19 protein-coding genes and 3 pseudogenes are annotated in these 21,606 nt (G+C 66.1%); 9 read left to right on the forward strand and 13 right to left on the reverse strand.

The genetic code is table 11. From position 1 onward, the window contains the following. Together A9W95_RS03210 and A9W95_RS03215 are read right to left on the reverse strand one after the other, a co-directional pair. Window positions 1-450: pseudogene (locus A9W95_RS03210) on the reverse strand (hypothetical protein); the annotation flags it as partial. A gap of 39 nt (window positions 451-489) precedes the next feature. After that, window positions 490-1,413: a DUF5336 domain-containing protein gene (locus tag A9W95_RS03215; RefSeq protein ID WP_067409195.1), complete on the reverse strand. Its 924-nt coding sequence runs from the start codon at window positions 1,411-1,413 to the stop codon at window positions 490-492. A 205-nt stretch (window positions 1,414-1,618) separates the two neighbouring features. On the opposite strand from A9W95_RS03215, the gene A9W95_RS03220 reads away from it, so the two are divergent. Further along, the gene (locus A9W95_RS03220) at window positions 1,619-2,467 is read left to right on the forward strand and encodes an LLM class F420-dependent oxidoreductase (protein ID WP_067409196.1); all 849 of its coding nucleotides are present in this window, start codon (window positions 1,619-1,621) and stop codon (window positions 2,465-2,467) included. Here the strand turns inward: A9W95_RS03220 and A9W95_RS03225 are convergent. From A9W95_RS03225 to sucC, 3 genes are read right to left on the reverse strand one after another with little or no spacing between them, the layout of a single operon-like run. Next, window positions 2,464-3,993 (reverse strand): acetyl-CoA acetyltransferase, encoded by a 1,530-nt coding sequence (locus A9W95_RS03225; protein ID WP_067409197.1) that lies wholly within the window; start codon window positions 3,991-3,993, stop codon window positions 2,464-2,466. The two genes, A9W95_RS03220 and A9W95_RS03225, sit on opposite strands and share 4 nt — an antisense overlap. Before the next feature lie 8 nt (window positions 3,994-4,001). Continuing rightward, window positions 4,002-4,904 carry a succinate--CoA ligase subunit alpha gene (gene sucD / locus A9W95_RS03230; RefSeq protein WP_067409198.1) on the reverse strand — a complete coding sequence of 301 codons (903 nt, stop codon included), beginning with the start codon at window positions 4,902-4,904 and terminating at the stop codon, window positions 4,002-4,004. 17 nt (window positions 4,905-4,921) lie between these two features. Continuing rightward, window positions 4,922-6,085, reverse strand: coding sequence for an ADP-forming succinate--CoA ligase subunit beta (sucC, locus tag A9W95_RS03235; RefSeq protein ID WP_067409199.1), 1,164 nt, complete (start codon window positions 6,083-6,085; stop codon window positions 4,922-4,924). Between the two features lie 276 nt (window positions 6,086-6,361). On the opposite strand from sucC, the gene A9W95_RS03240 reads away from it, so the two are divergent. After that, window positions 6,362-7,468 (forward strand): M23 family metallopeptidase, encoded by a 1,107-nt coding sequence (locus A9W95_RS03240; RefSeq protein WP_067409200.1) that lies wholly within the window; start codon window positions 6,362-6,364, stop codon window positions 7,466-7,468. 3 nt (window positions 7,469-7,471) lie between these two features. Then, window positions 7,472-8,053 carry a hypothetical protein gene (locus tag A9W95_RS03245; RefSeq protein WP_067409201.1) on the forward strand — a complete coding sequence of 194 codons (582 nt, stop codon included), beginning with the start codon at window positions 7,472-7,474 and terminating at the stop codon, window positions 8,051-8,053. Window positions 8,054-8,149: 96 nt separating this feature from the next. Here A9W95_RS03245 and pcrA read toward each other — a convergent pair whose 3' ends face one another. Beyond that, a complete protein-coding gene (pcrA, locus tag A9W95_RS03250; RefSeq protein WP_067409202.1) occupies window positions 8,150-10,480 on the reverse strand; it encodes a DNA helicase PcrA in 2,331 nt (776 codons plus the stop codon). Between the two features lie 338 nt (window positions 10,481-10,818). Here pcrA and A9W95_RS03255 point away from each other — a divergent pair, with 338 nt between their 5' ends. Together A9W95_RS03255 and pgi are read left to right on the forward strand one after the other, a co-directional pair. Continuing rightward, a complete protein-coding gene (locus A9W95_RS03255; RefSeq protein WP_082982862.1) occupies window positions 10,819-11,133 on the forward strand; it encodes a chorismate mutase in 315 nt (104 codons plus the stop codon). Between the two features lie 62 nt (window positions 11,134-11,195). Beyond that, entirely contained in the window at window positions 11,196-12,860 is a 1,665-nt protein-coding gene (gene pgi / locus A9W95_RS03260) for a glucose-6-phosphate isomerase (RefSeq protein WP_067409204.1), read from the forward strand. Window positions 12,861-12,912: 52 nt separating this feature from the next. Here pgi and A9W95_RS03265 read toward each other — a convergent pair whose 3' ends face one another. The 5 genes and pseudogenes from A9W95_RS03265 to cobF form a co-directional block, all read right to left on the reverse strand. Further along, a complete protein-coding gene (locus A9W95_RS03265; RefSeq protein ID WP_067409205.1) occupies window positions 12,913-13,662 on the reverse strand; it encodes an SDR family oxidoreductase in 750 nt (249 codons plus the stop codon). Between the two features lie 16 nt (window positions 13,663-13,678). Then, window positions 13,679-14,167: a zinc finger domain-containing protein gene (locus A9W95_RS27640; RefSeq protein ID WP_371328018.1), complete on the reverse strand. Its 489-nt coding sequence runs from the start codon at window positions 14,165-14,167 to the stop codon at window positions 13,679-13,681. A gap of 132 nt (window positions 14,168-14,299) precedes the next feature. Beyond that, window positions 14,300-14,542: pseudogene (locus tag A9W95_RS27645) on the reverse strand (DNA-formamidopyrimidine glycosylase family protein); the annotation flags it as partial. Window positions 14,543-14,587: 45 nt separating this feature from the next. Next, window positions 14,588-14,884 (reverse strand): annotated as a pseudogene (locus tag A9W95_RS03275) (PE family protein); the annotation flags it as partial. 133 nt (window positions 14,885-15,017) lie between these two features. Next, entirely contained in the window at window positions 15,018-15,761 is a 744-nt protein-coding gene (gene cobF / locus A9W95_RS03280; protein WP_067409208.1) for a precorrin-6A synthase (deacetylating), read from the reverse strand. 110 nt (window positions 15,762-15,871) lie between these two features. Here cobF and A9W95_RS03285 point away from each other — a divergent pair, with 110 nt between their 5' ends. From A9W95_RS03285 to A9W95_RS03300, 4 genes are all read left to right on the forward strand, one after another. Further along, window positions 15,872-16,777 (forward strand): diiron oxygenase, encoded by a 906-nt coding sequence (locus tag A9W95_RS03285; protein ID WP_067409209.1) that lies wholly within the window; start codon window positions 15,872-15,874, stop codon window positions 16,775-16,777. Next, the gene (locus A9W95_RS03290) at window positions 16,774-17,961 is read left to right on the forward strand and encodes a DUF4873 domain-containing protein (protein WP_082982863.1); all 1,188 of its coding nucleotides are present in this window, start codon (window positions 16,774-16,776) and stop codon (window positions 17,959-17,961) included. The genes A9W95_RS03285 and A9W95_RS03290 overlap by 4 nt, the downstream gene beginning before the upstream one ends. A 342-nt stretch (window positions 17,962-18,303) precedes the next feature. Beyond that, window positions 18,304-19,068 (forward strand): STAS domain-containing protein, encoded by a 765-nt coding sequence (locus tag A9W95_RS03295; protein WP_067409210.1) that lies wholly within the window; start codon window positions 18,304-18,306, stop codon window positions 19,066-19,068. A 9-nt stretch (window positions 19,069-19,077) separates the two neighbouring features. Further along, a complete protein-coding gene (locus A9W95_RS03300; protein WP_067409211.1) occupies window positions 19,078-19,944 on the forward strand; it encodes an LLM class flavin-dependent oxidoreductase in 867 nt (288 codons plus the stop codon). 115 nt (window positions 19,945-20,059) lie between these two features. On the opposite strand, the gene A9W95_RS03305 is transcribed toward A9W95_RS03300, so the two are convergent. Next, the gene (locus tag A9W95_RS03305) at window positions 20,060-20,857 is read right to left on the reverse strand and encodes an enoyl-CoA hydratase/isomerase family protein (RefSeq protein WP_172826541.1); all 798 of its coding nucleotides are present in this window, start codon (window positions 20,855-20,857) and stop codon (window positions 20,060-20,062) included. Window positions 20,858-20,939: 82 nt separating this feature from the next. Beyond that, a partial coding sequence (locus A9W95_RS03310) for an MBL fold metallo-hydrolase (RefSeq protein ID WP_156745974.1) occupies window positions 20,940-21,606 on the reverse strand: 667 nt, incomplete at its 5' end.

Here is a 21,606-nt window from a genome sequence, read left to right on the forward strand (position 1 = left end):
GGCCCGCAAGGCGCTCGGGGTCTGCAACTCGGTGAGCACCGAGGACGCGTCGTGGATGACCGCCAGCGCGATCGCCGTCATCAGCAAGGGGCCGCCCAGCGCCGACGCGAAGATCCACCGCACCACCAGCCACGACGAGTACGGCGAGGTGGCGCGTGCGGTGGTGCGCGCGGTGCCCCACACCATCAGCAGCACCGGCAGCAGCGGCATGACGCCCAGCTCGCGGCCGCCGATCGAGATCGGCACCTGGTGCACGCCCAGCCACATGCTGGCGATGGCGCCTAACGCGCCGGTCATGTCGCTGTTGGCGATCAGCAGCTGCAGCAGGGTGATGGCGGCGATGACGACCAACGCCACCACGGCGGGTGCGAATGCGACCCGGACCAGGTCCCGCGCCTGGCGAGCGCCCGCTGCTCGACTGTCTCCGCTTCTTGCCGACACCCTCGTCACTCTTCGCGCACGTGCCCAGCTAGGCGCGAGAGCGCCCGGTTAGACCGGCGCCGACCCAGATGACGGCTGCTGGCCCTGGCCGTAGGACTGCTGCTGTCCCCCACCCTGGTTCGAGTAGTTGACCGGGGCCGAGCCACCCTGCGAGCCGCTTCCGGCGTTGACCTGCGGCGGCGGGCTGAAGCTGGGGAAACCGGTGGGCGGGGTCGACGGCCCCTGGTGCTGGGTCGGCTGCGCGGTTTGCGCCTGGGCGTTGAAGCCGCCCGACGACGGGTTCGGGTTGCCGGAGTATCCGCCGTATTGCGAGCCGTAGCCCGATTGCTGCGGGGCCTGCTGGCCGGACTGCTGATGGCCGCCGGACTGCTGCTGCCCACCCGGCTGACCGTAGTAGCCACCCTGCTGACCGCCGTACTGGCCGTACTGGCCACCGTATTGGCCGTACTGACCGCCGTACGGGTCGAACTTGGGCCGCGGAGTCGGCGCCGTGATCACCCCGGCCTCGAGTAGCAGCGCGGCTACCGACGCGACCGCTTGGAAGACGATGAAGACGAGGACGACCCACAGCGCCCAGCCGTAAGAGAAGGCGTTGGGCTTGTTGAAGATCGCGTTGATCAGAAGCAGTAGAGCCAGCACGCTGAGCACCGCGACGATCGGGGTGTACACCTTGGTCTTGGGCAGCAGGCTTACCCCGGCCAGCAGTGCGGCCAGCACGGCGCCGGTGACCGCGAGTCCAGTATCGCCGGACACCTCACCGCCGCCGCCGGAGCCCAGTTCGGAGCTCACCGTGAACAACGGACCGAAGCTGGCCAGATAGGCCGCCAAGCCGAGGGCCACGACCGCGATGTTCAGATACAACGGGAGCTTGCTCTGTCCATCGTCGGTTTTGGCGAATGACGGTGTGGACGCTCCGAAGGAACTGGTGGGCTGGCCGGACGGATATCCGGGACTACCGGGCGAGTAGGTCATGACTCCTCCTGTTGCTTCCGGTGCCGTCGCGGCGCCACGTCGTACTGGTAGTACCTGTTGCGGGATTCGACCAACCACGCTAGCGCACGATCACCCGCCGGTGCGGGGGCGACCTGCCGGCCGTCGAGCGGCATTGCTCGGCAGCACGGAAAGCCCCTCGGCGACCCGCTTGCCCGGCCTAGGTAGAACACGTTCTAATTCAGGCATGGACTACGGGCTCGTTCTCTTCACCAGTGACCGCGGGATCTCGCCGGCGGCGGCCGCCAAGCTAGCCGACGAACATGGCTTCCGCACGTTCTACGTGCCAGAACACACCCATATCCCGGTCAAGCGGGAAGCGGCGCACCCGACCACCGGCGACGCTTCGCTGCCCGACGACCGGTACATGCGCACGCTAGACCCATGGGTGAGTCTGGGTGCGGCGTGCGCGGTGACGTCCCGAGTGCGGTTGTCGACGGCCGTGGCGCTGCCCGTCGAACACGATCCGATCACGCTGGCCAAGAGCATCGCCACGCTGGACCACCTGTCCGGCGGCCGAGTCAGCCTCGGAGTCGGGTTCGGCTGGAACACCGATGAGCTGACCGATCATGGGGTTCCGCCGGGGCGCCGCCGCACCATGCTGCGTGAGTACCTCGAGGCGATGCGGGCGCTGTGGACCCAGGAAGAAGCCGAATACGACGGCGAGTTCGTCAAATTCGGACCGAGCTGGGCCTACCCCAAGCCGGTGCAGTCGCACGTCCCGGTTCTGGTGGGCGCGGCGGGAACCGAGAAGAACTTCAAGTGGATCGCGCGCAGCGCCGACGGCTGGATCACCACGCCCCGCGACTTCGACATCGACGAGCCGGTGAAGATGCTGCAGGACATCTGGGCTTCCGCGGGCCGGGACGGCGCCCCGCAGATCGTGGCGCTGGACTTCAAACCGGTCCCCGAGAAGTTGGCGCGGTGGGCCGATCTGGGCGTGACCGAGGTGCTGTTCGGCCTACCGGACAAATCCGACGACGAGGTCGCGGCCTACGTGGAGCGGCTGGCCGGCAAGCTCGCCGCCATGGTTTAAGCCGGAAAGCAGCGGTTGCCGTAGTCGAATGAGCGCACTCGCACGGTCGCGCCCAATGGGTCGCCGTCGGTGAGCAAGCCGATCAGCTCGTCGTCTTCGGTGGTGGACAAGAACCGGCTTCCGTCGTCGAGCCGGCCGATGATGATGCCGGTCGGTCGCCCGTCGTCGCGCCGAACCGTGTAAGTCTCGACGGTTGCGCGTCCGTCGGCGTTCTCGGTCACCGCCACGGTGGGTCCGCTGTCGACGCGTCCCTGCAGTTCTGTGTTGCGGTCCGGCTGCCATGCCACCGGGGTGGTCGAGTAAATCCCGACTGAGTACTTGCTCAGGATGCCGCCGTTGGCACCGACCAGGCCGAAGTCTCCCGGCGCGCGGCGCACCCGGCCCACCGTCTCGGCGACGGCGTGCATCGAGTAGTTATTGCCCGCACCACCGAAAAACGGCAGCCCGCCGGTCACCGTCAGGCCGCGCGGGTCGTCGGGCGCGATATCCAGACCGTCGCAGATGTTGAACACCGGCACCGGAAAGCAGCTGTACAGGTCGAAGGTGGCGATGTCGTCGACCCCGATGCCGGCCATTTCCAGCGCCGAGGCTGCGGCCAGCACGGCCGACGGCGCATGCCCGAGATCGGGGCGTTCCAGCAGGCTCTGCTCCTCCACATCGGCGTGCCCGTGCAGAAACACCCACTTGTCCGACGGCACCCCCAGCCGCCGTGCGGCCCCGACCGACATGACCAGTGCCGCCGCACCCTGGTTGACCTGGTCACGGGCCACCATCAGCCGCGGGTAGGGATTAGAGATCATCCGGTTGCGCTCGGTCACGGTGATCAATTCGTCGACCGTGCGCTCTACCGGTGCTGCGGCGAACGGATTGCGGGCGGCGACCTTGGTGAACGGCGCGAACAACTCGCCCATTCGGCGCAGGTAATCCTGGGGACCCAACCCGGTACCGGCCCGTCGGGCATTCTCGAGCAAGCCATATTGCGTCGGCGCATCGATGAGTCCGTGCACCACGGTGTAGCGCGAGATGAGCCCGTCGATGCCCTGCCCGCGGTCCTCCAGGTCACCTGAGACGGTTTCGGAGAAGTCGGGTTTGGCCTCGGCGCGCGCGAAGTAGCGCAGCGTCGACGTCGCGTCCGAGCCGAAGATCAGCGCGGCCTCGCAGCGACCCGCGGCGATCTGCCCGGCCAGCTCGTTGATCAAGTGCTGCGGGCCCTGACCGCCGACCACCTCCAAGATCGCCCGCGCCGGGTTGGCGCCGAGCCGGTTGGCCACCGATCGCGGGTAGTTGTTGGACCGCCCGAGGGGAGCCGTCGCCACCGGACCGGAGATCTCGAATTGCCGAACACCGGCGACGGTGTCGATGGCCGCGGCCACCGTCGCGAAGTCGGCGTCGCAGTCCTGCACCGCGGCGCGCGCGGCGGCCGCCGCCAGGTCGACCGGGGACATCGCCCGATACCCGGGATCGTCGATGCGCTCGGCGGCTTGGCCGACGCCGACGACGACGGGTGTATGCGGGTCGATGTTCATCGCAAGCGCTACAGGCCCTGCAGAATCTCCCGGGCCAGCGCCGCCGTCTCCGAGGGCGTCTTGCCCACCTTGACTCCCGCGGCTTCGAGGGCTTCTTTCTTCGCCGCCGCCGTTCCCGACGATCCGGAGACGATCGCGCCGGCGTGGCCCATCGTCTTGCCTTCCGGCGCGGTGAATCCCGCGACGTAGCCGACCACCGGCTTGGTCACATTGGCCTTGATGAAGTCGGCGGCACGCTCCTCGGCGTCACCGCCGATCTCGCCGATCATCACGATGAGTTTGGTGTCGGGGTCCTTCTCGAAGGCCTCGATGGCGTCGATGTGCGTCGTGCCGATCACCGGGTCACCGCCGATGCCGATCGAGGTGGAGAACCCGAAGTCGCGCAGCTCGTACATCATCTGGTAGGTCAGCGTGCCCGACTTCGACACCAGTCCGACCGGGCCCGGGCCGCTGATGTTGGCGGGCGTGATGCCGGCCAGCGCCTCGCCCGGCGTGATGATGCCGGGGCAGTTGGGGCCGATGATGCGCGTCTTTTGTCCTTTGTCGACGTTGTAGGCCCACGCATATGCGCTGTCCTGCACCGGGATGCCTTCGGTGATGACGACCAGCAGCGGGATCTCGGCGTCGATGGCTTCGATGATGGCGTCTTTGGCGAATTTCGGCGGCACGAAGACGACCGACACGTTGGCGCCGGTCTCTTTGATCGCTTCCGCGACGGTGCCGAACACCGGCAATTCGACGTCCTTGCCGACGGGGTCGACGTGGGAGACGGTAGTGCCCGCCTTGCGGGCGTTCACTCCGCCCACCACCTGAGTGCCGGCTTTCAGCATCAGCGCGGTGTGCTTGGTGCCCTCACCGCCGGTGATGCCCTGGACGATGACCTTCGAGTCCGCGTTAAGAAAAATAGACATGCGTCATCTCGCCTTTTCTACTTATTCGCCAGCTCGGCGGCTTTGTCGGCGCCGGCGTCCATGGTCTCGGCCTGAATCACCAGCGGGTGGTTGGCCTGGGCCAGGATGCGGCGTCCTTCGTCGACGTTGTTGCCGTCGAGCCGGACGACGAGGGGCTTGTTGGCTTCATCACCGAGCATGTTGAGGGCGGTCACGATCCCGTTGGCGACGGCGTCGCAGGACGTGATGCCGCCGAAGACGTTGACGAACACGCTTTTGACCTGCGTGTCATTGAGGATGACGTCCAGTCCGGCGGCCATCACCTCAGCCGAGGCACCGCCGCCGATGTCGAGAAAGTTGGCCGGCTTGACTCCGCCGTGCTTCTCGCCGGCGTAGGCGACGACGTCCAGCGTCGACATCACCAGGCCGGCGCCGTTACCGATGATCCCGACCTGGCCGTCGAGCTTGACGTAGTTGAGGTCGTGTTCCTTGGCTTTGAGTTCCAACGGGTCGGTGGACGCCCGGTCCTCGAACGCGACGTGTCCGGGTTGGCGGAAGTCGGCGTTGGCGTCCAAAGTGACCTTGCCGTCCAGCGCCAGGATCTTGTCGTCGGGCGTGCGCACCAGCGGGTTGACCTCCACCAAGGTGGCGTCCTCACCGGTGAACACCTCCCACAGCTTCTGGATGGTCACCGCGGCGGCGTCGAGCACCTCGGCCGGCAGGTGCCCCTGCTCGGCGATGGATCGCGCGAACTCCAGGTCGACACCCTTGACCGCGTCGACCGGAACCTTGGCCAACCGATCGGGTTTGGTGGCGGCCACCTCTTCGATCTCCATGCCGCCCTCGACCGAGCACATCGCCAGGTACGTGCGGTTGGCCCGGTCCAGCAGGAAAGAAAGGTAGTACTCCTCGGCGATGTCGCTGGCTTCGGCGACCAACAGCTTCTTGACGATGTGGCCTTTGATGTCCAGGCCCAGGATGTTCTTGGCGTGCTCGTAGGCGTCGTCGGGGGTGGCCGCGTACTTCACACCGCCGGCCTTGCCGCGCCCACCCGTCTTGACCTGAGCCTTGACCATCACCGGACGACCGATCTCGGTGGCGATCGCCTTCGCGTCCTCGGCGCTGTCGGTGACCCGACCCTGATTGCCGGGCACGCCGTACTTGGCGAATAATTCCTTGGCTTGATACTCGAAAAGATCCATGGGCTCACTGTCTTCGCTCGGGATTACTGCAGGCCTATAGGGAGGCGGTGCTTCGTTCAGCCACTCGCACGGACGAACTGTATCGACATGCAAAATGGCCTTTGCGCGCGCATCCATGCGTGTGGTGCAGGTCACCGACCGACCAACCAGCCAGACAGGTGATAGAAATCACAATCGCGGTTAGATCGATGAACTTAGGTTGCCAGGCTTGTTGCTTTGCGGATACCGTCTCAGGGTCCAGATAACGTTATGGTCACGATTCGAGGACATTAAAGGTTGTCCCAGCACCGATTCGCCCGGTCTGTCGCTGTTGAAGCGGCTCGCGCTACCCGCGATCGTTGGCTGAACCCTCCCCGAAATGAAGTCACCGAGATCATTCCGCTGGATGGGTTCGACGAACTCGACCAGCTAGAGCTCACTGAGCTCGACGAGCTCGACTTCGGGGATTCCGAGTTCGACATCGAAGCGCAGGTTCTGCGGGCTCCGGAACTCGACGACCTCAGCGCCGCCGACGATCCCACACCGCTGACCCTCGAGGCGCCCACCGAGGTCTTGCCGATCGTCGCGGTCGAATCCGACTTCGACGACTACGATTTCGACGACTTCGACACCGACTTCGACCTGGACAGGGGTCCGGGTCGGTCGCTCGTGGACGTCATCGCGATCCCCCGGCGCGGCGGCCAACACCGCAAGCAGCCGACCAGCGCGGCCAAGGGACGGCTGCTCATCTCGTCGATGGCCGCGGGCGCGGCGGCCGCCGCAGTGCACACCGCGACCGAGCATTCCGAGGCTCCCAAGATCGAGACCGTGCTCACCGCGAACGCGTCGTCGCTCAACGGCGGATCGGCGAGTAACGAACCGCGCGGTGTGCAGATCGTCGCCGCGCACCCCGCGGCCGACGTCGCGATCCACAACGAAGAACTCGCCCGCGGCAACGCCTTTGCCGAGGAGCGCGCACAACGGGAGGCGCGACTGCAGCAGCCGCTGTACGTCATGCCGACCAAAGGCATCTACACCTCCAACTTCGGGTACCGCTGGGGCGTGCTGCACGCCGGCATCGACCTGGCCAACTCGATCGGAACCCCGATCTACGCGGTGTCCGACGGTGTCGTGATCGACGCGGGCCCGACGGCCGGCTACGGCATGTGGGTCAAACTGCAGCACGCCGACGGCACCGTCACGCTGTACGGCCACGTCAACACCACCCTGGTCAGTGTCGGGCAGCGCGTGATGGCCGGCGACCAGATCGCCACCATGGGTAACCGGGGCTTTTCCACCGGCCCGCACTTGCACTTCGAGGTGCTGTTGAACGGCACCGAGCGCATCGACCCCGTGCCCTGGCTCGCCAAGCGGGGACTCAGCGTTGGCAACTACGCCGGTTGAGCGGTGAGCGCGCCGAACGACCCTCCTGCGCGCGAGAACAACCCTGAGCCCGCGGCTCCTTCGGAAGCCCGGACCCGCATCATTCGGCGCGCACCGACTGGACCGCTACCGCCGATCGCCGATAGCGCGACAACTCAAATGCCAACTCGCGCAACCGATATGGCGGCGACCACGCGGGTGCCTCCGCTGCCGCCCCTACCCAGCGTGCTGCACGACGAACCACGCGCCGCCACGGCCGTCGCCACCTGCGCGGTCAGCATCGTCAGCGGCTGGAGCACCTCAGTGGTGGCCACCGACCTGATCGCCGGGTGGTGGAGCAGCGACCGATTGTTCTGTGTGGCAGTCGGATTCCTCGCCCTGGTCTTCGCGATCGCGACCATCGCGGGGGTGATCATGGTGTTGCTGCACCGCGCACTCGGGCGCTATCTGATCGTGGCGGGCGCAGTGGTGGCGCTGCTGACCTACGGCGGGATTTTCATCGCGGGTGCGCATGTGGCGTGGCTGGTGTACCTGCTGCCGGTGTTGCCGATCGCCAGTGTGGTGTTGGCGTTGCACCCGCAGACCGGACGCTGGGCACTGCAGTAGATCGGTTGTGCTGCTGAGGTTGTGAGTGTGTCGCTGCGGCGGGTTCGCCCGGCGTGTCGCCGCCCTCGGCGCTCACTGGAGGCCTTGAGCACACCCTCAGAGCTTGCTGACCGGGGCGTGGTTGTGCATCAACTTCACTCGCCCAGCGCTGCCGAAGTCGATCAGCGACATCGCAGATTCCCCCACACCGGACACTTCCTCGACGCGGCCCAGCCCGTACTTGTCGTGGGTCACCCGATCACCGGGCTGCAGCACTAACATCGGCCGCTTGCTCGCACCCGAGCGCGTCGGGGACACCCGCGGGGTGCCGAACCGCCCGGCGCCGCTGACCGGCGCGCTGAACGAGGGCCTAGGCGCGGTCCGCCGCCAGTCGATCAGTTCTTGCGGGATCTCCGTGAGGAAACGGGATTCCGGGTTGAGCATGGGCTGTCCCCAAGAGGAGCGCACAATGGCCCGGGTCAGGTACAGACGTTGGCGCGCGCGGGTGATGCCGACATAGGCCAGCCGGCGCTCCTCGGAAAGCTCCATCGGGTCGTCGAGCGCGCGCATATGAGGAAACATTCCGTCTTCCCAGCCGGTAACGAACACGACGGGAAATTCGAGCCCTTTGGCTGTGTGCAACGTCATCAGTGTCACCACGCCGGAGCCGTGCTCGGGAATGTCGTCGGTGTCGGCGACCAACGACACCCGCTCCAGGAAGGCGGCCAGGGTGCCGGTGTCGGGAACGTCCTCGTCGACCGGCGCATCCTGCGTCTCGGCGAGCGCCGCGGCGATGTTGGCCTGGTCGGTGCTGAATTCGTGTGCGACGCTGACCAATTCATTGAGGTTGTCCAGTCGCGCCAGTTCCTGCGGATCGGTGGACGACTCCAGTTCTCTGCGGTAGCCGCTGCGTTCGAGCACCGCCTCGACCAGTTCACCGAGGTCGTCGTCGAGGCGGCCGCGCAGCTCGTCGAGTATCTCGACGAAGCCGGCAATCGCCTTTTCGGCGCGGCTGTTGAGCATCGGCACTTTGCCGTCGGCCGCGGCCTGCAGCGCGTCGGCGAAGCTGGCGCCGGTGTTCTCGGCGTACACCGCCACGCAGGCCTCGGCGCGATCGCCGATGCCGCGGCGCGGGGTGTTCAGGATGCGCCGCATGCTGACCGCGTCGCCGGGATTGTCCAGCACGCGCAGGTAGGCGACGATGTCGCGGATCTCCTTGCGCTCGTAGAAGCGCACTCCGCCAACGACTTTGTACGGGATGCCGGCCCGGATGAACACTTCTTCCAGCGACCGCGACGAGTTGTTGGTGCGGTAGAAGACGGCGACGTCGTTGTAGGTGATCTCACCGCGCTCGGCCAGGGCGTCTATTTCCTCGGCGACGAACCTGGCCTCGTCGTGCTCGTTGTCGGCGACATAGCCGACGATCAGTTCACCCTTGCCGGCATCGGTCCACAATCGCTTCTCGCGACGCCCGGCGTTGCGGGCGATGACGGAGTTGGCGGCGGACAGGATGTTCTGCGTCGACCGATAGTTCTGCTCCAGCAGAATCGTTGTGGCGTCCGGGTAGTCGCGTTCGAAGTCTTCGATGTTGCGGATGGTGGCGCCGCGGAAGGCGTAGATCGACTGATCGGCGTCACCCACGACGCACAGTTCGGCCGGCGGGACGTCATCGTCGGAGTCGCGGTCGCCGTGGCCCACCAACTCGCGCACCAAGACGTACTGAGCATGGTTGGTGTCCTGGTATTCGTCGACCAGCACATGTCGGAAGCGCCGCCGGTAGTACTGGGCAATCTCCGGGAAGTTCTGCAACACCGCAACGGTTTCGCCGATCAGGTCGTCGAAGTCCAGCGCGTTGGCCGCCCGCAACCTGCGCTGGTATTCGGCGTAGACGGTTGCCACCGTGCGGGCCAACTCGTCGGAGTCGTCGGTCAAGTCGGCCAGCGCCCGGTGCGGGTCGATCAGCTCGTTCTTCAGGTTGGAGATGGCGTTGGCCAGCAGCCGTGGGGAGAACCGCTTGATGTCCAGGCCCATGTCCCGGCCGATCATCTGCAGCAGGCGCCGGGAGTCGTCGGCGTCATAAATCGAGAAGTTGGAGTTGAGGCCCTCGATCAGCGACGCCTGGTTACGCAGGATGCGCACGCAGCTGGAGTGAAACGTCGACACCCACATGTAGCGGGCGCGGTTGCCGACCAAGCCCACCACGCGTTCGCGCATCTCGGCGGCGGCCTTGTTGGTGAAGGTGATGGCCAGGATCTGGCCGACACCCACTCCCCGGGCCGCGATCAGATAGGCGATGCGGCGGGTGAGCACCGCCGTCTTGCCCGACCCAGCACCGGCGACGATCAGCAGCGGCGACCCTTGATGGACGACCGCCTGGCGCTGTTGTGGGTTGAGGCCCTCGAGCAGTTGATCCGCATCGGGCCTGGCTTCGGTTGCGTGCACACTCATGTCTGTCCAAACTTACCGCCGCGCACCGACGAGTCGGCCGCGGTTGGCCGGGTTGGCCGCCGCGTCGTGCCGACCTCGTTGCCCGTCCCAGCCGCCACGTGCGGCTTCAGACGAGATGGTGCCCGATCTGCCCGAATTCTTCCCTTCCAGCTGGGCCGATTCTCCGACTTTTTTGCGCGGGCCCAGCCCTCGGTGGCACACTCGTCTCGTGCTCAACACGCAGCTCCGATTTTTCTACGGGTACCCGCCAGCGGTGCCCGTGGCTTAGCTGCTTTCGCAGAGCCCCGTGGTCCGCGTCAGGGATTCGGGGCTCGTCTCTGTTGTGAGGCCCGAACCGGATGAGACCAGACACCCCACATCACGAGAAGGCGGAGTTGACAGAGATGAACACCGAAACGCTCGAAGGCCAACAGCTCGGCATCGACGAATTGCGTGCCGAGATCGACCGGTTGGATGCCGAGATTCTGGCGGCGGTCAAACGGCGCGCGGAAGTATCGCGGGCCATCGGCAAGGTGCGGATGGCTTCCGGCGGCACCCGCTTGGTGCACAGCCGAGAGATGAAGGTCATCGAGCGCTACAGCGAGTTGGGCCCCGAGGGCAAGGATCTGGCGATGCTGCTGCTGCGGTTGGGTCGCGGCCGGCTCGGCCACTGACCCAGCGCAGCGCGGGACCCACGCCCCGAGCCGACCCGCCGCCGCAGGTTTAGGGTCGAACCATGACCTCCGTGCAATCAATCCCCGACATCACCGCCACCCCGGCGTGGGACGCCCTGCGCAGGCATCACGAGCAGATCGGCGAAACCCATCTTCGCCAGCTCTTCGACGACGACCCCGAGCGCGGACGCGAGCTCACCCTCACCGTCGGCGACCTCTACATCGACTACAGCAAGCACCGGATCACCCGCGAGACCATCGGGCTGCTCGTCGATCTGGCCCGGGCGGCCAACCTCGAGCAGCACCGCGACGCCATGTTCGCCGGCGAGCACATCAACACCTCCGAGGACCGCGCCGTGCTGCACACCGCGCTGCGGCTGCCGCGGGACGTGCAGCTGGACGTCGACGGGACCAACGTCGTCAAGGAAGTGCACGAGGTACTCGATGCGATGGGTGACTTCACCGATCGGGTACGCAGCGGTGACTGGACCGGCGCGACCGGAGAGCGCATCAAGACGGTCGTCAACATCGGCATCGGCGGTTCAGACCTGGGTCCGGTGATGGTGTACCAGGCGCTGCGTCACTACGCCGACGCCGGCATCTCGGCGCGCTTCGTCTCCAACGTCGACCCCGCCGACCTGGTCGCCACACTGGCCGACTTGGAGCCCGCCACAACACTTTTCATCGTCGCATCCAAGACGTTCTCGACGCTGGAGACGTTGACCAACGCGACGGCGGCGCGCCGCTGGCTGACCGACGCACTGGGCGAGGCCGCGGTGGCCAAGCACTTCGTCGCGGTCTCCACCAACAAGCGGCTGGTCGACGAGTTCGGCATCAACACCGACAACATGTTCGGGTTCTGGGACTGGGTCGGCGGGCGGTACTCGGTGGATAGCGCGATCGGGCTTTCGGTGATGGCGGTCATCGGCCGGGAAGCGTTCGCCGACTTCCTCTCCGGCTTCCACATCGTCGACGAACATTTCAAGAACACCCCGCTGGAATCCAACGCGCCTGTGCTGCTTGGGCTCATCGGGCTGTGGTATTCCAACTTCTTCGATGCGCAGTCGCGTGCGGTGCTGCCGTATTCCAACGACTTGGCCCGCTTCGCCGCCTATCTGCAGCAGCTGACCATGGAATCCAACGGCAAATCCACCCGCGCCGACGGCTCCCCGGTCGTCACCGACACCGGCGAAATCTTCTGGGGGGAACCAGGAACCAACGGCCAGCACGCCTTCTACCAACTGCTGCATCAGGGAACGCGTTTGGTGCCAGCCGATTTCATCGCGTTCAGTCAACCGCTCGACGACCTGCCGACCGCGGAGGGCACCGGCAGCATGCACGACCTGTTGATGAGCAACTTCTTCGCCCAGACCCAGGTGCTCGCGTTCGGCAAGACCGCCGAGGAAATCGCCGCCGAGGACACGCCCGAAGACGTTGTGCCGCACAAGGTGATGCCTGGAAACCGGCCCACCACTTCTATTCTGGCCAACCGGCTCACCCCATCGGTGCTCGGGCAGTTGGTCGCCCTCTACGAGCACCAGGTGTTCACCGAAGGCGTCATCTGGGGCATCGACTCGTTCGACCAGTGGGGTGTGGAGCTGGGCAAGACCCAGGCCAAGGCGTTGCTGCCGGTGATCACCAGCGACGGCCCGCCCGAGCAGCAGTCGGATAGCTCGACCGACGCGCTGGTGCGCCGTTACCGCAGTGAACGAGGCCGCGCCAGTTGAGCATTGACGGCCGCAAGCATCCGCAGCTGCAACGCCGGGAAGGCTGCCGCTCCTAGGAAAACCGCTTGGTCAGCTGCGGCGGCAGTACCCGCACGAGTTGCACCAGCGGCGCCCACGGCCACCACGGGACCACGGCCCGGCCCGGTTCGCGCTCGATGGCCTCGACGAGTGCCTTGACGCCAGTTTCGTTGTCCACCATCAACATTGTGTTGGCGGTCTTCGCGGTCATTTCAGACTCGATGTACCCCGGTTCGATCGACGACACCTTGATGGGGCCCTTGGCGTATTCGGCGCGCAGCGACTGACCCAGTGAGCTCAGACCGGCTTTGCTTGCCGCATAAGCGGCTTTGACGCCCGGCACGCCCTTGTTGCCGAGCACCGAGGAGATGAGCACCAAGTGTCCAGAACCACTGTTGTGGAACATTTCCAGCGCGGCTTCGATTTGGACGAGGGCGGACACCAGATTGGTTTCGATGGTGGCTTTGTTGGCCCACAGCTTGCCGGAGCCCAACCGGGCGCCCTTGCCGATGCCGGCGTTGACGATGATGCGATCAATGCCGCCGAGTTCATCGCGCAGTTCGGCGAATACCTTCGGCACTTGCTCGTGATCGTTGACGTCCAGCGCGGCTATCGCGATCTTGATCGACGGATACTGTTGATTCAGTTCGGCTTTGAGCTCTTCGAGCCGGTCGGTTCGGCGGGCGCACAGCGCCAGGTCGCGGTCTTTTGCGGCAAAAGCCCGGGCCATGCCGGCGCCCAGGCCGGAGCTCGCGCCGGTGATGAGGATTCTCTGGCGGGTCACCCGGGCAGCATATCGACTACTTGAGCAGCCGCGACATGCGCCGGTCGGCGAGCACCTTGCCGCCGGTCTGGCAGGTCGGGCAGTACTGAAAGGACTTGTCAGCGAACGACACTTCGCGCACGGTGTCCCCGCACACCGGACAGGGCAGGCCGGTGCGGGCGTGCACCCGCAGCCCGGAACGCTTTTCTCCTTTCAGCGTCGCGGCGCCCTGGCCGACGGACCGGCTGACCGCATCGGTGAGCACCGTGATCATCGCGTCGTGCAGGGTCAGCAACTGCTTCTCGGTGAGCTTGCCCGCGGTGGCGAACGGGGATATCCGGGCGACGTGCAAGATCTCGTCGCTGTAGGCATTTCCGATACCGGCGATCACCTTCTGGTCGGTGATGACGGTTTTGATGCGCCCGCTGTTGCCGGCCAACACGTCCTTGAGGTCGTCAGCGCTCAGATCCAGCGCGTCAGGGCCGAGCGCGGCGATACCGGGAACCTGCTGTGGATCGGCTACCAGCCATACCGCCAGCCGCTTCTGCGTCCCGGCTTCGGTGAGGTCGAATCCGGGCGCCTCGCCCGGCGTGCCGAGGTGTACGCGCAACGCGATCGGTCCCTTGCCCGGCCGCAGCGGCGCGGCCGCCAGCTTGTCCGACCAGCGCAGCCAACCCGCCCGGGACAGATGGGCGATCAGCCACAGCTCTCCGGCCTGCAAGCCCAGATATTTGCCCCACCGTTGCGCCGCCACGACGGCTTGGCCGTGCAAGACGTTGATCGGCGGATCGAAGGTCTTGAGCACCGACAGTGCGGTGACGTCGACGCGGCCGATGGTCAGACCGACGGCATGTCGCCGCAGGTGGTCGACCAGCGCTTCGACCTCGGGGAGTTCGGGCACCTATTCAGTCTGCCGATCCGGGCGCGGGGCGGCCAGAGCGGCCTATTGCAGGGGCAGCGTGTTGCGGGCTTCCGCGGCGGCGTATTGGGCCGCACCGGCGGTCATCAGCTGGACGAACTGCTGATGGAACGATGCCGCCTGGGCGCTGAGCACCTGGTAGGCCTGCGCGTGCGCGCCGAACAACGCCGCGATGACCGCCGAAACCTCGTCGTCGCCCGGGGCCACCACCGAACTGGTGGGAAACGCGGCCGACGAGTTAGCCGCGGTGATGGTCGAGCCGATACTGGCCAGATCGTTGGCCGCGGCCGACACGTACTCGGGGACTGCGTTCATCCACGACATTCGGAACCTCCGTTGTGCGATAGGCCCCTACTACCGCGAGTGACTTCTGTAGCGAGGAGAAGTCTATCCCGCAGTCGGCCCCAGTTCATGCACAAGTTTTCCGAACAGCTCCTCCGCAAACCGGCCGCCATTCTCACGGCGGCGTACGCAGCAAATAGGTATCCATAATCCAGCCGTGCCGGTCGCGCGCCTCGGCGCGCAGCGCAGTGATGCGCGCGCCTACTTCACCGACCGTGCCGGACACCAGCAACTCGTCGTCGGTCCCCAGATAGGCACCCCACCAGATCTTCGTCTCGGGCGGGCAAGCTTGAAACGAGCAGTCGCCGTCGAGCATCACCACCGCCGATCCGGATACGCCGTAGGCGCGCAGTTGTCTGCCGGTGGTGATCAACACCGGTTCACCCACCTCGTTCAGCGGGATGCGGTGGCGTGCGGTCAGCGCTTGCACCGCGGTGATTCCCGGGATCACGTCGTAGGTGAAGTCGACCTCGGCGCGCACCGCGGCCAGGATGCGCAGCGTGCTGTCGTAGAGCGACGGGTCACCCCAGGCCAGGAAGGAACCGACGCCGTCAGGTCCGAGTTCGGTGGCGATGGCCGAGGCCCAGATCCGGGCTCGAGCGGCGTGCCAGTCCGACACCGCTTGCTGGTAGTCGCCGCCCGAGGACCGTTGCGGGTCGACCAACTCGACGAACCGGTATCCCGGCTCCCGGATGAACCGTGCGCAGATCTGCTGACGTAACGCCACCAGGTCACTTTTGGCCTCCCCTTTGTCCATCGCGAAGAACACCTGCGTGTCGTTGAGTGCCTCGATCGCCTGGACGGTCACGTAGTCGGGATCGCCTGCGCCGATTCCGATGACGTGAATGTGCCGAGTCATGCCGCTCAACCTAATTGGGATCATCAAATCCCTATGCGGGACCGCCGGTACTGGATACCATGAGTATTGCCTCGAGTGTGATTTCCCTAACTGTTGAAGGGACGCCAGCGATGACCACTGCGGTGCGGCCGGGCGGGCCGAGTCGGGAAGAGTTTTCCGATCGCCTGCTCAAGGGCTCGGTCAAGAAGTCTTATGCGCCCGTCGTCGACATCGATTGGGACGCTCCACTGGATCCGGACAAGTTCTTCCTGCCGCCGCGGCTGGTGTCCCTGTATGACACCCCGATGTGGGCCGAGATGACACGCGAGCAGCAGATCGAGTTGTCCCGCCAGGAACTGGTGAACACGCTCTCGGCGGGCATCTGGTTCGAGAACATGCTCAACCAGGCCCTGTTGCGGACGATCCTGCACGAGGACCCGACGAGTCGGTCGACGCATTACAAGTTGACCGAACTCGGTGACGAGACCCGGCACATGGTCATGTTCGGTAAGGCCATCGAGCGCGTCGGCGCCAAGCCGGTCCGCCCGAAGCGGTTGCACCGGATGATCATCAACGCGCTCCCGTTGGCGTTCCAGCGCGGTTCGATGCTGTGGGTGGCGGCTCTCATCGGCGAGGAAATCTTCGACTCCCTGCAACGCCAAATGATGGATGATCCCGAGCTGCAACCAATGATTCAGCGGCTGATGCGAATTCACGTCACCGAGGAAGCTCGCCACATCCAATTCGCGCGCGACGGCGCCCGCAAGCGCGTTGCCGAGATGCCGCGGCTCAACCGGTGGTTCATGGCCAACATCAACGGCCTCGGCGGCTACTTCTTCAACTATCTGTTCAGCAACCCGATCCCGTACGCCCGCGCCGGTCTGGACCCCAAGCGTGCACGCCAGCTCGCTCGCACCAGCCCGCACCGACGCGACACGCAGGTGGCCGGGTTCGCGCCGTTGGCGGCGTTCCTGACCGAGGTTGGTCTGTTGGGTCCGATCGCGCGTCGCGGCTGGAAGCGCAGCAGGTTTCTATGACACCGGCGCGCGGCCTGGGTCAGCCGCGCATTGTCGTCGTCGGCGATGCCACCGACGCGGGCGAGGCGCTGCTGGCCGCCGGCTTCACCGGGTTCACCGTGTTGGACAAGGGCGTGACCCGCTCGGTGTTCGATGACGACACCGACACCTGGCTACTCGCCACGGCAGAGGGTGAGGTGCGGACCGACGTCGTCATCGCCGCCGCCGAGATTCCGCCGTGGATACCGAATCTCCCCGGCCGCAACACGTTTCACGGTGAGCAGTTGCACGCAGCGGCGATCAGCCCCGATTTCGACCCGACCGGCAAACACCTAGCGGTCCTGGGCACCGATTCGGCCGCCGCTCACCACATCGGCACACTGGCCAGGTCGGCCGCCTCGGTGACCGTCTTCGCTCACCCGCCGCGCCGGTTCGTCGCCGATATGCCGTCCTGGTCCACTCGCGTCAAACGCCGAATGCTCCCGCGCAGCGCTTCGGCCCGGCGGCCGACTGGCCCAATGTTGGTGGGCTCGCTGATCGAGGCAGTCATCCCTTCGGGCGTTCGTACCCTCGACGGCGTCGAGCACCGCGCCGACGCCATCATCTACGGCACGGGGTACCGCGTGCCCGCGGGAAGTTCACTGTCGGGTGCGTGCGGCTTGAAGTTGGAACAGGCGTGGTGCGACGGCATGGAACCGTTTTTCGGGGTGGCGGTGCACGGCTTCCCCAACTACTTCTTCGTCACCGGCCCAGATCGCAAAGCGCAGGCGCGTTATGTCGTGGACTGCATAAAGCTCATGACGCGCACAACCAGCACTCGCCTCGAAGTACGCCGCAGCAGCCAGCAGGTGTTCAACGAGCGCGCCCAACTCGGTCCGGCTTGGCCACCCGCGCCAATGACCGCGTTCGACCTTTCCGCCAGCGCCCCAGAGTTCGACGACACTTACGACGGCGCAGCCACCCTCGAGCTAGCCGGAAACCCCCATCCGGTGCGCGTGCGCCTGACCGGCCGACTCGACCCGGTCGACGGCTGTTACCACTGGCAAGGCACCGTTTTCGACCGCTTGCCGGCCGAGTCGCTCAAGAAAACCCGGGCGGCCACCCTGTCGGTCGGTGAGCGCAGTGCGCCGGCCCGGATCGTCGAAGAGACACCGTGGGGCACCCATTCGGTGGCCGGAGTGGGAGCGCCGCCCTACGCGCCCTGACCGACCGGTCGCGCTCGGTGAAGTTTGCTGATCACCGCTTGGGCCGTGCCGGAGGTTGACCTCGCGCTCGAAGTGGGTATCACCCCGAGATGGCGCGCTCGAGGGCAGGCGACAGGACTGACATGACTGTGCGCCGTGCGCGGGCCGCTCGACTAAACAGGGCGATTCCCCCAAGATAGGTATTTCCGCCGCCGATGAGAGCGGCAACGGTGAGGCAGTGCCGGCAGAAGTCGAGGAGCGGGAGATGCAACTTCCGAACGACAAGATGGACCTGACACGCCGAATCGACGGGCTGCAGCGCAGGCTCGGGCTCGGGTCCCCGCCCGCGCGAAGGCGGCGAAGGTGACCGCTGTGGCCAAGCCGACCAGTTCGCTCGCCCTTTCCACCCGCACCGAGGACTCGGTGGTGTTGCTGACCGCCGAAGGTGCGCTGGACCCCGACAACTCCGCCGAACTGCGCGACAGCGTCATGAAGGCGACCGTGGACCTGCCAACGGCCGTCGTCGTCGACGTCAGCTCGCTGCAGGTCCCCGACGACACGGCGTGGCTGGTGCTGCTAGGTGCCCGCTGGCACGTCGACACCCGCCCCGACGTGCCGATCATGTTGGTCAGCGGCAACCGCGCGGCGCGCGAGGCCATCACCGCCAAGGGCGTTGCCCGCTTCATGCCCGTCTACCCGACCGAAAAGGCGGCGGTCAAAGCCGTCGACCGGCTCTCCCGGCGGAAAGTTCGGCACGCCCAAGCCAAGCTGCCGGCCAACCTGACCAGCTTGCGCGAATCGCGCCAGTTGGTCCGCGAGTGGCTCACTTCGTGGTCCAAGCCCGGCTTGATCCCGGTCGCGCTGGTAGTGGTCAACGTATTCATCGAGAACGTGCTCGAGCACACCGGCAGCGAGCCGGTGATGCGCATCGAATGCGACGGACCGACCGCCACCATCGCGGTCGCGGACGCCAGCACCGCGCCCGCCGTGCGGTTGGCGTCTCCGGCCAAGGGCATCGATGTTTCGGGCTTGGCCATCGTCGAAGCGTTGTCGCGAGCCTGGGGCAGCACACCCACCGCGTCGGGCAAAACCGTCTGGGCCGTGATCGGACCGGAGAACCAGCTGTAGTCTCAAGCGGTGCGGTTCAGCTACGCCGAGGCGATGACCGATTTCCGCTACTACCTTCCGCTGGCCAAAGCGGCCGAGGCGGCCGGCTATCACGGCATGACGATTCCCGACAGCATCGCCTATCCGTTCGAGTCAGATTCGAAGTATCCGTACACGCCCGACGGCAATCGAGAGTTCCTCGACGGCAAGGCGTTCATCGAAACATTCGTCCTGACAGCAGCTTTGGGTGCGGTGACGACGACGTTGCGGTTCAACTTCTTCGTTCTCAAGCTGCCCATCAGGCCTCCGGCCCTGGTGGCCAAGCAAGTCGGATCGCTGGCCGCGCTGATCGGCAATCGGGTGGGCTTCGGCGTGGGCACCAGCCCGTGGCCGGAGGACTACGAGCTGCTGGGTGTGCCGTTCGCCAAGCGCGGCAAGCGAATCGACGAATGCATCGAGATCATCAAAGGCCTCACCACCGGAGAATATTTCGAATTCCATGGCGAGTTCTATGACATCCCCAAGACGAAGATGACCCCGGCTCCCAGCGCGCCGATCCCGGTTCTGATCGGCGGCCACGCGGAGGCCGCGCTGCGACGCGCGGCGCGTCATGACGGCTGGATGCACGGCGGCGGCGATCCGGAGGAACTCGACCGGCTCATCGCGCGGCTCAAGCAACTTCGCGAGGAAGAGGGCAAGACCGGGCCATTCGAGATCCACGTCATCTCGGTGGACGGATTCACCGTCGACGGCGTCAAGCGGCTAGAGGACAAGGGCGTCACCGACGTCGTCGTCGGCTTCCGCATTCCCTACATCATGGGCCAGGACACCGAGCCGCTGGAGACCAAGATCCGCAACTTGGAGATGTTCGCCGAGAAGGTGATCGCCAAGGTGTAAGCGCGCGGGCCGGTGTGCGTTCTGGGTTCCCAATGTCACTCGTAGGCGAGATTTCACGGCCGTTCCCGCCACCAGTGCACACTCGCCGCCGCCAGCGCACGCTGGAGCGGCGCCGTCACAACCGATCCCACACAGGGGGGCGTTTTTCCCGATGCGCCCGAGCGGCCTCCGTCGGATTGTTGGTGAACCCGGTGAGTATCTGAGTGCGGTTCTCGATTTCGATGGCATGCCGCAGGCTCGGCGCGTCGAGCGCCGCGTTGAGACCGATCTTGGTCTGCCACACGCCAAAAGCGTTGTTGTCGGCGATCTCTCGCGCCTTGGCGCGCGCGGCAGCGAGCAAGTCCTCGGCCGCCACCACCTCGTGCACCAGGTTGATCCGATAGGACTCGACCGCGTCGATGATGCGGCCGGTCAGCATCAACTCGCGCGCCACACCCGCGCCGACGATCTTGGGCAGCAGATAACTGGTGCCCATATCCATCGACGAGTAACCGGCCTTGATGAACACCGATCCGAATCTGGCGTTCTGCGACGCGATCCGGATGTCACAGTGCAACGCGAACGCCAGTCCGCCGCCGACTGCGACGCCGTTGACCGCCGCGATCACCGGGATGGGCAGCTCGTAGAGGCGGACGTACAGGTCGGCCAACCGGACTTGGGCGTCGTAGGTGGTTTTGAACGCCGGGGTATGCGGCTTGGTGTCGACCCAGGCCGCGCCGGTCCCACTCAGGTCGGCGCCCGCGCAAAAGCCCCGGCCGGCTCCGGTCAGGATGGCGGCGCGGAAGGCGCCCGCGGTCAAGGTGTCCAGGGCGTCGTCCATCCCCCGGATCAGCGATCCGTCGATGGCGTTCAACACTTGCGGTCTGTTCAAGGTGATCAGGGCCATGTCGTCGTCGAGAGCTTCGAACCCCACTGCGTCGTTGTCTGAGGCCATACCGGCACGGTAAGCGACTGCGGCGATTACCAGCGACCCGGCCCGCCAGTGACGGAACGCGTCAGCTGCGACGCGCCAACCACTCGGCCTGCAGCACCAGCAGTTCGTACAGCTCCGGCTGAGGGGTGTCGGGATCGAGTTCGCGGTAGCGCTGGTGCACGTTGACGACGACCCGCTCGGCGTCCAGCCAGGTCGCGTATTCACCGAGATCGATCGCGTCCACCGCTTCCACGAACGACAACCCCTGGCGGTATGCGGCGTCGACTTGCTCGCAAAGATGTACGAAATAACCTCGGACAGCCCGTATTCCGTCGGGATCGGTGACCGGGCCGTGGCCGGGGACCACGGTGGGCGCGTCCAAGGCGATCATGGTGTCGCACGCGGCAATCCAGTTCGCGATCGGGCCGGCCCACACGATCGGCGTGCAGCCGACGAACAACAAGTCTCCGCCGAACAGCACACCGGCCTCGGGCACGTGCACGACCGAATCGGCGGCGGTGTGCGCCGGACCCAAGTTGTACACGTCGACCCGCCGCCCGCCGACCTCGAGGCGCAGCTCCCGATCAAACGTCAGGTCCGCGTTGCGCACGGCGATGCCGTCGAAGTCGAAGTGGCCGAAGCGCTCTCGCACGTATCGCGTCGCCACCGGGCCGAGGTCGGCGGTCTGCAGCCGGGTCAGCGCCTCGACACCGTGTCCGTGCTCGATCTCGTGCGCGGTGCCCTCGGCG

The organism is Mycobacterium sp. 1423905.2, assembly GCF_001673155.1.
GTDB lineage: Bacteria > Actinomycetota > Actinomycetes > Mycobacteriales > Mycobacteriaceae > Mycobacterium.

Bases quoted from the DNA above. Each gene is read 5' to 3' on its own strand.
- pcrA (WP_067409202.1), bottom strand. From the start codon at position 10,480: ATGAGTGTGCACGCAACCGAAGCCAGGCCCGATGCGGATCAACTGCTC.
- A9W95_RS03285 (WP_067409209.1), top strand. From the start codon at position 15,872: ATGACCACTGCGGTGCGGCCGGGCGGGCCGAGTCGGGAAGAGTTTTCC.
- pgi (WP_067409204.1), top strand. From the start codon at position 11,196: ATGACCTCCGTGCAATCAATCCCCGACATCACCGCCACCCCGGCGTGG.
- sucC (WP_067409199.1), bottom strand. From the start codon at position 6,085: ATGGATCTTTTCGAGTATCAAGCCAAGGAATTATTCGCCAAGTACGGC.
- A9W95_RS03255 (WP_082982862.1), top strand. From the start codon at position 10,819: ATGAGACCAGACACCCCACATCACGAGAAGGCGGAGTTGACAGAGATG.
- A9W95_RS03290 (WP_082982863.1), top strand. From the start codon at position 16,774: ATGACACCGGCGCGCGGCCTGGGTCAGCCGCGCATTGTCGTCGTCGGC.
- sucD (WP_067409198.1), bottom strand. From the start codon at position 4,904: ATGTCTATTTTTCTTAACGCGGACTCGAAGGTCATCGTCCAGGGCATC.
- A9W95_RS03215 (WP_067409195.1), bottom strand. From the start codon at position 1,413: ATGACCTACTCGCCCGGTAGTCCCGGATATCCGTCCGGCCAGCCCACC.
- A9W95_RS03225 (WP_067409197.1), bottom strand. From the start codon at position 3,993: ATGAACATCGACCCGCATACACCCGTCGTCGTCGGCGTCGGCCAAGCC.
- A9W95_RS03220 (WP_067409196.1), top strand. From the start codon at position 1,619: ATGGACTACGGGCTCGTTCTCTTCACCAGTGACCGCGGGATCTCGCCG.
- cobF (WP_067409208.1), bottom strand. From the start codon at position 15,761: ATGACTCGGCACATTCACGTCATCGGAATCGGCGCAGGCGATCCCGAC.